This is a genomic window from Mycobacterium mantenii, assembly GCF_010731775.1.
GTDB lineage: Bacteria > Actinomycetota > Actinomycetes > Mycobacteriales > Mycobacteriaceae > Mycobacterium > Mycobacterium mantenii.
Window position 1 is genome coordinate 5,441,983 of the sequence record NZ_AP022590.1, and the last position, 12,090, is coordinate 5,454,072.

Annotated in this window: 12 protein-coding genes; 3 read left to right on the forward strand and 9 right to left on the reverse strand. The window is 65.8% G+C overall.

Going from position 1 to position 12,090, the window contains the following annotated elements:
- Nucleotide 1 precedes the first annotated feature (1 nt).
- The 4 genes from G6N50_RS25145 to G6N50_RS25160 form a co-directional block, all read right to left on the reverse strand.
- On the reverse strand, nucleotides 2-1,147 hold the full coding sequence (locus G6N50_RS25145; protein WP_083093702.1) for an amidohydrolase family protein: 1,146 nt from the start codon (nucleotides 1,145-1,147) through the stop codon (nucleotides 2-4).
- A 29-nt stretch (nucleotides 1,148-1,176) separates the two neighbouring features.
- Complete coding sequence (locus tag G6N50_RS25150) at nucleotides 1,177-2,268, reverse strand: amidohydrolase family protein (RefSeq protein ID WP_083093973.1); 1,092 nt, start codon at nucleotides 2,266-2,268, stop codon at nucleotides 1,177-1,179.
- A gap of 247 nt (nucleotides 2,269-2,515) precedes the next feature.
- Complete coding sequence (locus G6N50_RS25155; protein ID WP_372509991.1) at nucleotides 2,516-3,379, reverse strand: NAD(P)-dependent oxidoreductase; 864 nt, start codon at nucleotides 3,377-3,379, stop codon at nucleotides 2,516-2,518.
- Between the two features lie 82 nt (nucleotides 3,380-3,461).
- The gene (locus G6N50_RS25160) at nucleotides 3,462-3,854 is read right to left on the reverse strand and encodes a carboxymuconolactone decarboxylase family protein (protein WP_083093697.1); all 393 of its coding nucleotides are present in this window, start codon (nucleotides 3,852-3,854) and stop codon (nucleotides 3,462-3,464) included.
- A 294-nt stretch (nucleotides 3,855-4,148) separates the two neighbouring features.
- Between G6N50_RS25160 and G6N50_RS25165 the strand changes: the two genes are divergently transcribed.
- The 3 genes from G6N50_RS25165 to G6N50_RS25175 all read left to right on the forward strand — a co-directional run bounded on the left by G6N50_RS25165 (nucleotide 4,149) and on the right by G6N50_RS25175 (nucleotide 7,047).
- Nucleotides 4,149-4,766, forward strand: coding sequence for a nitroreductase family protein (locus tag G6N50_RS25165; RefSeq protein WP_083093695.1), 618 nt, complete (start codon nucleotides 4,149-4,151; stop codon nucleotides 4,764-4,766).
- A 123-nt stretch (nucleotides 4,767-4,889) separates the two neighbouring features.
- Nucleotides 4,890-5,888, forward strand: coding sequence for an acyl-CoA dehydrogenase family protein (locus G6N50_RS25170; RefSeq protein WP_083093693.1), 999 nt, complete (start codon nucleotides 4,890-4,892; stop codon nucleotides 5,886-5,888).
- A complete protein-coding gene (locus tag G6N50_RS25175) occupies nucleotides 5,872-7,047 on the forward strand; it encodes an acyl-CoA dehydrogenase family protein (protein ID WP_083093690.1) in 1,176 nt (391 codons plus the stop codon). Before G6N50_RS25170 ends, G6N50_RS25175 begins: the two co-directional genes overlap by 17 nt.
- A gap of 5 nt (nucleotides 7,048-7,052) precedes the next feature.
- On the opposite strand, the gene G6N50_RS25180 is transcribed toward G6N50_RS25175, so the two are convergent.
- From G6N50_RS25180 to G6N50_RS25200, 5 genes are all read right to left on the reverse strand, one after another.
- On the reverse strand, nucleotides 7,053-8,441 hold the full coding sequence (locus tag G6N50_RS25180; RefSeq protein WP_083093687.1) for an alpha/beta hydrolase: 1,389 nt from the start codon (nucleotides 8,439-8,441) through the stop codon (nucleotides 7,053-7,055).
- 266 nt (nucleotides 8,442-8,707) lie between these two features.
- Nucleotides 8,708-9,280, reverse strand: a complete 573-nt coding sequence (locus G6N50_RS25185; RefSeq protein WP_083093684.1) for a hypothetical protein — start codon at nucleotides 9,278-9,280, stop codon at nucleotides 8,708-8,710.
- A complete protein-coding gene (locus G6N50_RS25190; RefSeq protein ID WP_083093682.1) occupies nucleotides 9,277-10,155 on the reverse strand; it encodes a hypothetical protein in 879 nt (292 codons plus the stop codon). Before G6N50_RS25190 ends, G6N50_RS25185 begins: the two co-directional genes overlap by 4 nt.
- Before the next feature lie 32 nt (nucleotides 10,156-10,187).
- Complete coding sequence (locus tag G6N50_RS25195; RefSeq protein WP_083093679.1) at nucleotides 10,188-10,583, reverse strand: hypothetical protein; 396 nt, start codon at nucleotides 10,581-10,583, stop codon at nucleotides 10,188-10,190.
- Nucleotides 10,584-10,706: 123 nt separating this feature from the next.
- Complete coding sequence (locus G6N50_RS25200; protein WP_083093676.1) at nucleotides 10,707-12,071, reverse strand: cytochrome P450; 1,365 nt, start codon at nucleotides 12,069-12,071, stop codon at nucleotides 10,707-10,709.
- Between the last annotated feature and the right edge of the window lie 19 nt (nucleotides 12,072-12,090).

The following is a 12,090-nucleotide window of genomic DNA, read 5'->3' on the forward strand; positions in this document are numbered from 1 at the left end:
CTCAGAGCACCCGGACTTGACCCTCGAGAACCGGAACGGTCTCGGGCAGGTGATAGGTCGCGATGCCGTTCTTGTACATGACCGCGTCGCGGGCGTGCTTGGGTAGGTGCTTGACCAACCAGCGCGGGTCGTCGAACGTCCAGTGCGGGTAGTCCGAGGAGAAGAGCAAAATCTTCTCGCACTCCATCCATTCCAGCGCCCGGGTCAACTCGGTTTTGTCTTCGGGATAGTCCAGCGGCTGGGTGGTGAACTTGATGTGGTCCTTCACGTACTCCGACGGCTTGCGCTTGATGTCCACCCACGACTTGCGTGCTTCGTAGATCGCGTCCATGCGCCACATCAGCGGAAGGATCCAGGTGAACGCGTGCTCGACGAACACGATCCGCAGCGTCGGGAACCGGTCGAACACGCCGTCGAAGATCAGGCTCATCACCTGGTTCGCGGCCAGCAGCGAGTAGGTGACCATGAAATCGTGGTTGTAGCTGGGGTATCCCACCGGCGGCATCGGCAGCTCGTCGAAGTGGCTGCGCGACAGGTGACAGCTCACCGGGATGTCGTGCTTGGTGGCGGCCGCCCAGATCGGGTCGTACTTGGGATTGCCCCACGGCGGCCGCGGCTCGGCTTTGATCAGAATCTGCGCCATGTAGGGATGACCGGCCCAGCGCTCGATCTCGCGCACGGACTCTTCGGGCTCCTCGATCGTGGCACAAATCGACCCGCGCCACCGCTGGTGCCAGTTGTTGTGGCTGTCCAGCCAGTGATTGGCCTGCCAGTCGTTGAGCGCACACGACATCGCGTGCTGCGCTTCGGGAATGCGGGCCGGGTAGGCGGCGGGCTCCAGTATCGCGATGTCGGCGCCGGCCTCCATGATCAGCTGGCGAAACGCCAAGTCCGGGTCGCTGCAAGGGAATTCGCCGTTGGGCGGGAAGGTGTCCACCCGCATCGCGTAGGAGTGCGCGTAGTCGGGGGCGTCGTAGTAGATCTGCTCGCCCACGTTCCGGGTGAGGAAGTACTTGCTGCGCCAGGGCTCGGGGAGGTAGGGGAGGAGCTCTCCGCGCTTGGGCGCCGGGTGGACATCCGAGTCGACGCACCGGACGGCTATACGCTCGGCAGCGGGAGCCCGCTCCTGCGAATGGGTCAACGTCATCTGAAACTCCTCGGTCTCACGTCGTACTTCTACTGTGCGCCCACCCCGGCGGGAATGTCTATGCCGTAGAGCTGCGCCGCGTTGCGCCAGCACAGCTTCTCGCGCTGCTCGGCGGACAACGCGCTGGGCAGTTTCTTGACATCACCGCACTGCCAGTGTGGATAGCTCGAACCGAACATCACCATGTCGTCCTTGCCGGTGAAGCCGAACCATTCGCCGGCGAACTCGACGTCGCCGGGTCCGTCCAGGCTGCCCTGAACGAAATACACGTGACCGGGCAGGTAGTCGCTGGGAATGCGCGGCGCCCACGGTGTCTGCTCCAGGTGCGGCCGGCCGAACGTGTCCATGCGCCAGATGAAGGGCGTCACGAAGTCCGCGGCGCCGTCGCCCCAGACGAACTTGAGGCCGTCGAAGCGCTCGAACACGCCCTCGGCGATCATGTTCATCAGGTGGTACAGGTAGTTCAGCGCCATGAAGCTGACGTACTGCTCGTAGGTCCGGGTGTTCCCGTTTGGCGTCGGCGCAAAAGCGATGCCCGAGCCGACCTCGATGTGTGCGGCCACGGGCAGGCCGGCATCGACGGCGGCCTCCCAGATCGGCCAGAACTGGGGCTTGCCGTAGAGCTCACGGGACTGCAGCGGGACGCCGATCTGGACCACGCGTGGATGCGCACGCCACTTCTCGATCTCGCGCAGCGCGCCGGGGATGTCGTCGGGGTTTACCCGGATGGTGCCGCGGAAACGCTGGCCGAACTCGCCGGAGTCCAGCCAGTTCGACACCATCATCTCGTTGTGCGCGGCATGCAGCGCGCTGCCCAGGTGCCGGTCCGGCATGATGCCGCGGGCCATCGGATGCAGCACCGCCACATCGACACCGCGCTTCGAAAACAGTTCATTTGCAACGAATTCCGGATCCGAACCCGGGTAATGGCGGTCGGGGCCCTCGGTGTTGGGCGCGTACTCACCGCCGGGGGCGCCGTACCAGTCCATCTCGTAGTCGGGGAAGCCGCGGCTCTTGAACGGCTCGCGCAGGGTTTTGCGCAGCGCCTTATTGGACGGGAAGAAGATGTGCACGCTCGCGTCGATCAGCGGTGTGCTTGTCCCGTCAGCGTGTGTGATCACCAGACCCACCCTTCGGCTCCGGCGGCCAACGCAGGTCGTGCAAGGTCATATGCTAGCCAATCTAACATTTTCTTCAATCGTCTATCAATGGGGTTCCGGTAAGCATTTCGTTTAATCATCGCCCCTGGTAGCGGGCGTTTCGTCATTACTTCGGCAAGTAGCGTTCTTCAATGAGGATAATACCATTCTCTCGGTTGGGGACGGGTGCGATTCGCGGGGTTATCACCAACCCGGCCGGCCCGACGGGCTAATCCGAAGGCCCGCCCACCGTCACGCCGGCGGCCCGCTCGAACGGTTTGATCACCGTCGTGAAATCGGAATCGGGCCCTTCATCGCGAGCCAGTGCCTCCCACAGCCGGCCGGTCGTCTCCGCGACCACTGCGGGCACGCCGAGCGCTCTGGCCTCGTCGAGATAAAGACGTACATCTTTGAGCATCAGCCCGGTGGCAAAGCCGTAGTCGAAGGTGCGCGGCAGGATCGCGCGGGGGAACTTGTCGCGGCTTGCGCTCGTCGCGCCGGACCCCGCGTTGAGCACCTCGATCATCACGCCGGGGTCGAGGCCGGCTTTGACGCCCATCACGACAACCTCCGCGGTCGCGGCCAACACGTTCGCTGCCAGGATGTTGTTCGCCAGCTTCATCGTCTGCGCCGAACCGGGCTTGTCGCCGACATACACCGGCCGGCCCAAGGCCTCGAGCACGGTTCGTACGACAGCGAATTCGTCGTGCGGGCCGGACACCATCAGCGCCAGCGTCCCCTTCTCGGCCCCGCCGACACCCCCGCTGACCGGGCTGTCCATCCCCACGATGTTGCGCTCGGCCAGAACGCCATGGATCTGCACCGCCATTTGGCTACCGACAGTGGACAAGTCGACGTAACGCTGCACCCGTGCGCCTTCGATCACGCCCGCGGCGCCGGTTGCCACCTCGAGTGACGCGCCCGGGGTGGGAAGGCTGGCCAGTACCGTCTCGGCGTGATCGGCGACCTCTTTGGGCGACGACGCCGGGCGCGCCCCCAGGGCGACGACGCGCTCGAGGGCCTCGCTGCGCGTGTCGAAAGCGACGACGTCGTGCTTCTTTTCGATGAGGCGACATGCCATGGGGAAGCCCATGTTTCCCAGCCCGATGAACCCGACCTCCACGATGCGCTCCTAATCTCGATGGTTGCGACCCGCTGCGCCCGGCTTCGCCGCGCTACCGATCGCCACGGTCCCGATCCCGTTCGGCGAACGCCTCACCCGCGATGCGAAAGCTGTCGACGGCGGCCGGCACGCCGGCGTAGATGGCCACCTGCAGGAAGACTTCGCGGATTTCCTCCCGGGTGACACCGTTGGTCAGCGCCGCCTTGACATGGGTGCGCAGTTCGTTGGGCCGATTGAGCACCGAGATCATCGCCAGGTTGAGCAGGCTGCGGGTCTTTCGCGGCAGCTCCTCGCGGCCCCACACGGCTCCCCAGCAGTACTCGGTGACGAGATCTTGCAGGGGTCCGGTGAAGTCGTCGGCGTCGGCCAGCGCGCGTTTGACGTACTCCTCGCCCAGCACCTCGGAGCGGATGTGGAGACCCCGCTGGTAGGTTTCGCGATCCAATGCTTCCTCCTTCGATTCGGGGAGTGGCCCCGTTGCTGCCGTGTGTGCGCCGCCGAAATTCCGGTTGCCTGAGGCAGTCTTGCACCGTCGCCGCCCCGTGGCGTCTACAGTCGAGGTTCACATGGACCTGCCCGCTCGTGTCCTCGTTCCCGCCCGGGGACCGCTGGAAGTTGGCTTTACGCTCAATTATTCTGTGGCGGTTGGGAATACATGTGCTCGCAGTGCAGGTCCTGTCGCGACTCTAGACGTTGAGGAGAAGCAGTGACCGGAGCAAGCGCGGACATTTGGGAAGTGATGTCGACGGCCCGAACGATCCGGCGCTTCACCGACGAGCCGGTGGACGACGCGACCCTGGTGCGGTGTCTCGAGGCGGCCAGGTGGGCTCCCTCGGGCGCCAATGCCCAGGGATGGCGTTTCGTGGTGCTGCGGTCACCCGAGCAGCGTGCCGTGGTGGCCAAGGCCGCCGCGCACGCCCTGGAAGTGATCGAGCCGGTCTACGGTATGAGCCGGCCCGCCGCCGACGACAACAGCCGCCGCGCCCGCACCTACCGTGCGACCTACGAATTGCACGACCGCGCCGGTGAATTCACCTCGGTGCTGTTCGCCCAGGCGCACTACCCGACGGCGTCGGAACTCCTGCTCGGCGGTTCGATCTTTCCCGCCATGCAGAACTTTCTGCTGGCCGCGCGCGCCCAGGGGCTGGGCGCCTGCCTGACCAGCTGGGCCTCGTACGGCGGGGAGCAGCTGCTCAGGGACGCCGTCGGGATCCCCGAGGGCTGGATGGTCGCCGGCCACATCGTGGTCGGGTGGCCGAAGGGCAACCATGGGCCGCTGCGGCGTCGCCCGCTGGCCGAGTTCGTGAACCTCGACCGCTGGGACAACGCCGCCGACGGCCTCGTGACCAGCACCTAGGGTGCCGGAGGAATTCCACCCGTCACCGGCCTTCCGGTGACCCCATGCCCGATTTACGAGATTATTACTTCCGCAACCGAGAATGTTATTCTCCCCTCACAGTCACGACGAGAGGCGGCGCGGATGCTGTTGGAGTTCGATGCTGATCAGCGACTGTGGCAGGACACCGTGCGCGACGCCGTCGCGAAACAGTGCCCACCGTCGCTGGTGCGCAGCGTGGCCGAGGAGGGCGTCGACCCCAGCCCGCTGTGGAAATCGTATGTAGACCAGGGCTGGACCGAGCTCAGCGATGCGGACAGCGCCGTCGAGCTGGCCATCGTGCTCGAAGAGCTCGGCCGCGCCACCGACCCCACTCCGTTCCTGGCGACGATGAGCCAGTTCGCGCCGCTGGCCGCGGACCGATTCGACCCACACCAGTCGGGCACCGCGGTCTACAGCGGGATCGCGGCGCATCGTGACGCCGAGGGCTGGGTGCTGGACGGCACGGCACGCCACGTGCTCGACGGTGATCGCGCGGATCGCCTCGCGGTGGTGACCGATGCCGGGGTGTTCCTGGTCGAGTCCAGTCAGGTGTCGGCCCGGCGTTCGGCGGTGTTCGACCCGGTGCTGCACGTTGCCGACCTGTCGTTCGCGGAGGTTCGGGTGCCCGACAGCGAGCGGCTGACCGTCGACGCGGAGCGCGCCCACCATTTTGCGCTGACCGGCATGGCGATCACGATGGTCGGTGCCTGCCAGCGCATCCTCGATCTGGTGCTCGAGCACGTCAAAAGCCGTCAGCAGTTCGGCGTGCCGATCGGCTCGTTCCAGGCCGTCCAGCACAAGGCGGCCGACATGCACGTCGCCGTGCAACGGGCGCGGGCGCTGGCCTACTTCGCGGCGTTGACGATCGCGGCCGACGACCCCCGACGCCGGCTGGCGGCCGCGATGGCCAAGGCCTCGGCGGGGGAGTGCCAGTCGCTGGTGTTCCGGCACGGCCTACAGCTGCACGGCGCAATGGGATTCACGTGGGAGAACGATCTGCAGTTCGCGCTCAAACGCGCCAAAGCGGGTGAGCTGATGCTCGGCGGCGCGGCGGAGCACCGGGCGCGGATCGCGGAGGAATACCGTGCAGCTGACTTTTGATTCCGACGTCGAGGAGTTCCGGGCGGAGTTCTCGGCCTTTCTCGACGAAAACCTGCCTCCCGCAAGCGAAACGCTTGAGCGTCCCCGGTCGGTCTCGCACATGCCGCAGTGGGCACGCGACTGGCAGCGGCTGCTGTTCGACAACGGCTGGCTGCTGCCCAGTCAGCCGCCGGAATTCGGCGGTCGCAACGCGTCGGTCATTCAGCAGTTCGTCTACCTCGAGGAACTCAGCCGCCGCCGGATCTACCACAGCTTCAACCCGCAGGGCGTGAACATCGTTGGGGCGTCGCTGTTGTCGTTCGGCAGCGACGAGCAGAAGCGGCGCTGGGCGGTGCCGATCCTGCGGGCCGAGATCACCGCCTCACTCGGGATGAGCGAACCGAGTGCGGGCTCCGACCTGGCGTCGCTGCGCACCCGCGCGGTGCGCGACGGCGACCACTTCGTGGTCAACGGGCAGAAGGTGTGGACCTCGGGTGCCCACGACGCCGACGTCTTGTTGACCTTCGTCCGCACCAATCCAGATGCGCCGAAGCACAAGGGAATCAGCGCGCTCGTCATCCCCACCGACACCCCGGGTCTGGTGCGCCGGCCATTCCCGTCGATCTGCGGTATCGACGATCTGGATTTCAACGAGGTGTTCTTCACCGACGTGCGGGTGCCGGCCGAGAACCTGGTCGGCGAGCTCGACCAGGGTTGGCGGGTGGCCAACGGATCGTTGGGGCACGAACGGACCATGATGTGGCTGGGTTTCGCCGATCGCCTGGAGAACATGATCGACGACTTCCATCCCAGCACCGAGGTCGAGCGCGACCAGTACGCCAGCACGATCATGGACAAGCAGGCGCTGCGCCTGTTGGGTTCGGCGGCCCTGGCCCGCGCCGCGCGCGGCGAGGACGACGTCGCGGCGATCTCGGTGCTCAAGTTGCTCGGGTCCGAAGCGGAGTTGCGTGGCATGGAACTGGCATTGACCTCCGCGGGATCCGAGGGGCTCGTGCACCCCGGGCTGACGGGGCCGTATGCGCACATGAACCTCGACCACTACTTCGCCAGCTGGTTCGAGCGCTACGCCCGTAGCTTCTCCGGGACCATCGCCGGCGGCACCTCCGAAATTCAGCGCAACATCATCGCCCAGCGGGTGCTCGGCCTGCCGCGCGGCTAGCGCGGTCAGAGGTCCTGCTGAGAGACGTTGCTGGGCAACGCAATCCGGTTTACGCCCGGGGTGTGCAGCTGGCCGGCCAGCCAAGGCAGTGCGGTGGAAAAGGCCATGCCGGCCGTCGGCCAGTCGTGCTTTCCGGTCTGGGCGATGACCGCGCACTCGATGCCGTTCGCCCGGCCCAGCCCGCACAGCGACGAGGCAGCCGCGGCCTGGTTACCCGGGTCAGCGGCGGCGGCCCGGCCGGCGACAGCCATCGCGGCGGTGTCGACGGCCGTGATGTCGCGACGCGGTGAACCACCCGACGAGATGGCGAACCACCCGGATACGCCGGTGTAGCGGCCGTGGCGGTTGATCACCGTGGTCGGGTCGAACTTCGCCCACGCGTCGGCATCGCCGTCGAAGAGGTTGGCAATGGTTTGTTCCTTGGTTCCGGTGTTCGGGGTCAGGTCGCCCTCGATGTCGACGAACGAGCTGAACATGTCGGGGTGCATGACGGTCAGGTCCACCGCGCAGGTCCCGCCCATGGACCAGCCGACGACGCCCCAGCGGGACCGGTCGGGGCTGACCCCGAAGTTCGAGACCATATATGGGACAACGTCTTTGGTCAGGTGGTCGGCGGCGTTGCCCCGGCTTCCGTTGACGCATTCGGTGTCGTTGTCGAACGCCCCGCCCGGGTCCACGAACACCAGCACCGGCGCGTTGCCGCCGTGCCCGGCCGCGAAGGCGTCGACGGTGTCCACCGCCCCGCCGGCGCGCACCCAATCGGCGGGCGTGTTGACCATGCCGCCGATCATCATCACCGTCGGCAGCTGCGGCGGCGGGTAGCTGGCAAACCATGCCGGCGGCAGGTAGACCAGTTCTTCGCGATGCTGGAAATGCGAGGCCTCGTCGGGAATCACCACCGGCACCAGGCTGCCGTGCGGCGGCTTGGAACCCTTCGCCGCCAGCGTGGTGACGGTCGCCTTGTCGGTCTGGTTGGGCAGCGGAACGGAAGTGAATTGATTCCATGCGCTCTGCACGGTCTGGAAGTAGCCGACCCACTGGTTGAGCACGAGCAACGAGCAGAGCAGGCACAGCGGCACGGCCAGGATGGACAGCCCACGCCGCCACCACCGCGCACCGCGCCAGCCCAGGATCAGCACCGCCGCGGCCATGCCGACCAGCGCGATCCACACGTACAGCGCGCCCGGGGCCGCTTTGCTGGCACCGTCGGCGATGTAGGAGTGCGCCCCGAGGGCCGCCATGATTCCCACGACCGCGGCGGCAGGCAGCCACAGCAGGCGCCAACGACGCGAGCGCCAGCCGGCGGCCAGCCCCAGCGTGATCGGCGTGGCGATCTGGGCCGTGATCGGCACCCAACCGTGCATCAGAGATATGTGGTTGCCCAGTAGCGACATGGCAATTCCTCCTCTCGGCTGCCAGCGATTCAGCTGCGTGAGAAAAGGGTCGAACGCCGACCTCGGCGAATTCTTGGTGGATTCTTGGTCCCAGACGCGGCGGCCGGCGCCGGAGCCCGTGGGTTCGCTACATCGGGTGTGAAAGCACGGCGTTGAGTGTGCAGCCACGGCGGTTGCCGTCGGCGTGTCGTCGCCCTGAGCGCACGGTCAAAGCCGTGGGTTCACACTCAACGGGCCGAGGGTTGGCCCAGCGCGCTTAACGAGCTCTAGACGGGGTCGAATTTGGTGATCAGCCAGGTGCCGTTGACCCGGGTCAGGCTCACCAGCACGCTGCTGGCCGCCATCGCGGGGTCGGGGTTGTCCTTGCTCGTGGTGCTCTGGTCGACCAGCACCAGCACGACGGCCGAATCCGGATGTAACTCCTGAACCGCGGCCCCCAGCACCCGGGCGCTGGTTTTCAGCGACTTCTGTTTGGCCGCCGGAGCAACGATCTGCTCGGTGAACTGGTTGTAGTACGACAGGAAATCTCCCGAGAGATGCGACTTTGCGGCGGCGAAGTCTTTGTCGAGTGAGTCGGGTGAGTACGACAGCAACGCGACCGTTCCATCGGACGCCGCATTGGCGACCGCGCTCGCGACGCCGACGTCGGTCTGTCTATCCGGCCGGTACTGCTTGAAGTACAGCCACGTCGCCGCACCACCGGAAAGCAGCAGCAGCGCAATCAGAATCACCGGAAAAGCTTTCACCTTGCGCCGCGCGCGTGGAGCGCTACTTTCATTGAGGTCGATTTGTTCGGCCGAGTCGTCGTCGGTGTCGATGCCGGGCTTGTCCTCGGTCATGGAATGAACTCCACGTTAGACATCTTGTATTGCCCGCCGTCGTCTTTGACGGTCACCTTGAGCCGCCAATTGCGTGGTTCGTCTTTGGCGCCCGCGGCGTTGGTGATGTGCGATGTCGCCGCGACGAGGACCAGCGCGAAATCTCCATTGATGGATTGAACAGCCGCCGCATTCACGGTTCCCTGGGTGACAACTTTGGACTGCTCGACGACGGTCGTGAAATCTTTTGCACGCGCCTGGAAGTCGTCCCGAAACTGGCCCGTCGAGCTGTCGATCACCCGCTGGACATCCTCCTTGGCTTTATTGAAGTCCATGGAAGTCAGGTTGACGACACCTTGTCTGGCTCCCGCCTTGAAGTTCGCTTCGCGCTGCTGACGCTCGGTGACTTCATGGCGGTTCCACATCATGTATCCACTGGCCGCGACGAAAGCGCAGATGAGGATGATGGCCGCGGCTTTCCACGTCACGGACAAGCTTGGCAACCGCAGGCGTCGCCGGCGGGTCGGCTTGGATTCCGATTCCGCGTCTTCGGTTGCGTCGGAGACTTCTTCCTCGGTCTCCGCTTCGTCGGAGTCGGTTGCCGCGGCGGTGTCGGCGACGTCGTCGGACTCCGTGTCGGCCTCGTCGGCCTTCGCTTCGGCGGTGCCGGTTGCTTCTTCGTCGGCGGCGCCGGCTTCCTCGGCGGCCTTTGCCTCGGCCTCTTTCTCGGCTTCGGCCAGCGCTTCGCGGCGGAGCCGGGCGGCACGGGCGCGTGCACGCGCCGCGGCGGCCAGCGCTTCGGCTTCGGCAGCCTCGGCCTCGGCTTCCGCGATCAGCGCCAACGTGTCGGCGTTCGAGGTGGTCGGATCTTGCGGCGGTTTCTTCGCCTCAGCCATCGTGCTTACTGACTCCTGTAAGTCTCACGCGGCTAGAATCGCACGAGCGAGAACGGGTAACTGTTGCTGCCCCCGGGTCCGCCACCGCAGCCCGTGTCGAACGTCGAGTCGACCTGACCCGCCAGCGTCACCGCATCCCACGAGTAGACGTCGTGCGAGGGAAAGAACTGGACCACGCAGCGCACACCGAAGGGGTCGTCAGCGGCCATGGTGTAGCGGCCGTCGGCCAGGTGGGCCTCTCCCCTCCACGGCGCCGCTTGCCCGTTGGGCTGCGGAGTTGCGTACACCTGCAAGCATCCCGGTGTTGCCTGGACGCACGGGTTGATCGACCAAACCCAGAAGTGGCCGGGATCTCGGTTGGTGTCCACGTGGTAGTTGGCATACAGCATGTCCGCGTGGGCGCTCGGCGTGACAGTCAGCGCGGCCATGGCAAGTGCAAGGCTCATTGCGAAAGTCTTCACCGTTGCGTCTCCCGTCTCTGCTCGCGCAATTGCCCCAAATATAGGGTGTGGTCACGCTGAACAGGCCCACTCGTAGACATTGTGAGCAGCTCAGTCGATGACCGCGGATTCCTTGCGTTCGGTGATCGGCCTGGCGAGTTCTTGCTCATCGCAGATGCGCTGCAGCTTCTCCAGCGTCTCGTCCAGGCCCGCTCCGACCTTGCGGCCCGGCGTGAAGGTGGCCGGCAGCTTGCGCATGCCCTGGATGACACCGATGGTCTCGTAGTGGACGGTGCCCTCCGGATCGCACCGATAATCGGGCATCCGGTCCAGGACCGCGGTCAACATGGATTTGAACACGGTACGCGCCACGTTCGAGCCGATGCAGCGGTGAACACCCAGCCCGAAGCTGAAGTGCCGATTGCCTTTACGGTCGAGGATGATCTCGTCCGGGTCATGGAAGACCGATGGGTCGCGGTTGGCCATCGCCCACGAAATCCACAGCCGTTCACCCTCTTTGAACTGTGTACCGTCGAGCTCGGTGTCGTCGGCAAAGGTCCGGCCATCCCCGGGCGCCGGGGTGAAGAAGCGCAGGAACTCCTCGGTCGCGGGGTCGAGCAGGGTTTTGCGCTCGTCGCTGAGCAGCTGCCGTTGCTCCGGGTGCTCCGAAAGCCATTCCAGCGAGTGCGCGGTCAGGGCGGTCGTGGTGTCGAAGCCGCCGCCGATAACCAGGCCCAGGTTGCCGAGGATTTCCAGCTCCGGGGCCGGCTCGCCGTCGATGCGCATCTCGAGCAGGCCGTTGACGATTCCGGGCCGCGGGTTCGCGCGGATCTCGATCATGCTGTTGACCATGTCGAGACCCATCTCCCGGTGCATCGCGGTGACGCGCTCGATGTCGGGGGAGTGTTCGGGGGTGTACACCGCGGCGTGCACCGGCTCGCTGTACATGTTCCACTTCTTCAGCGGGATGCCCAGCATCGCCAGCGTGAAGACGGCGGGCACGATATTGGCGAGGTCGTCGACGAAGTCGATGCGGCCGCTCTCGATCTTCTCGTCCAGGCAGGCGCGCGTGACGTCGTCGATGAACGGTTCCCAGCGCTTGATCGCCGCGGGTGACAGGTACGGGTTGAGCACCGTTCGATAGGTGCGGTGCTCGGGGTCGTCCATCTCCAAGATCCCGCCGCGCACCGCGCTGACGCGGCTGGCCGTGGGGATCGAAATGCCCTTGTAGCCGCGTCGTTCGCCGTGGATGTCGTGATCGTTGGAGACGGCGGGGCAGCGGGCCAGCTCGAAGACCTCGTGGCTGCCGGCCGCAACCCAGTGGCCGCCATAGGTGTCCGTCCAGGCCATGGGGCATTTGGCGTGCATCTCTTCGGTGATCGCCTTGAACTGCGACCGGTATTCGGAGGAATGCCGGTCGAAGTGGTACCGGTTCTTCTTGCGGTCGCTGTCGTTGACGACGTCGTCGACACTCAACGCTCTGTCTCCCTACGTG

Bases quoted from the DNA above. Each gene is read 5' to 3' on its own strand.
- G6N50_RS25180 (WP_083093687.1), bottom strand. From the start codon at position 8,441: ATGTCGCTACTGGGCAACCACATATCTCTGATGCACGGTTGGGTGCCG.
- G6N50_RS25145 (WP_083093702.1), bottom strand. From the start codon at position 1,147: ATGACGTTGACCCATTCGCAGGAGCGGGCTCCCGCTGCCGAGCGTATA.
- G6N50_RS25190 (WP_083093682.1), bottom strand. From the start codon at position 10,155: ATGGCTGAGGCGAAGAAACCGCCGCAAGATCCGACCACCTCGAACGCC.
- G6N50_RS25170 (WP_083093693.1), top strand. From the start codon at position 4,890: ATGCTGTTGGAGTTCGATGCTGATCAGCGACTGTGGCAGGACACCGTG.
- G6N50_RS25165 (WP_083093695.1), top strand. From the start codon at position 4,149: ATGTCGACGGCCCGAACGATCCGGCGCTTCACCGACGAGCCGGTGGAC.
- G6N50_RS25185 (WP_083093684.1), bottom strand. From the start codon at position 9,280: ATGACCGAGGACAAGCCCGGCATCGACACCGACGACGACTCGGCCGAA.
- G6N50_RS25155 (WP_372509991.1), bottom strand. From the start codon at position 3,379: ATGGGCTTCCCCATGGCATGTCGCCTCATCGAAAAGAAGCACGACGTC.
- G6N50_RS25195 (WP_083093679.1), bottom strand. From the start codon at position 10,583: ATGGCCGCGCTGACTGTCACGCCGAGCGCCCACGCGGACATGCTGTAT.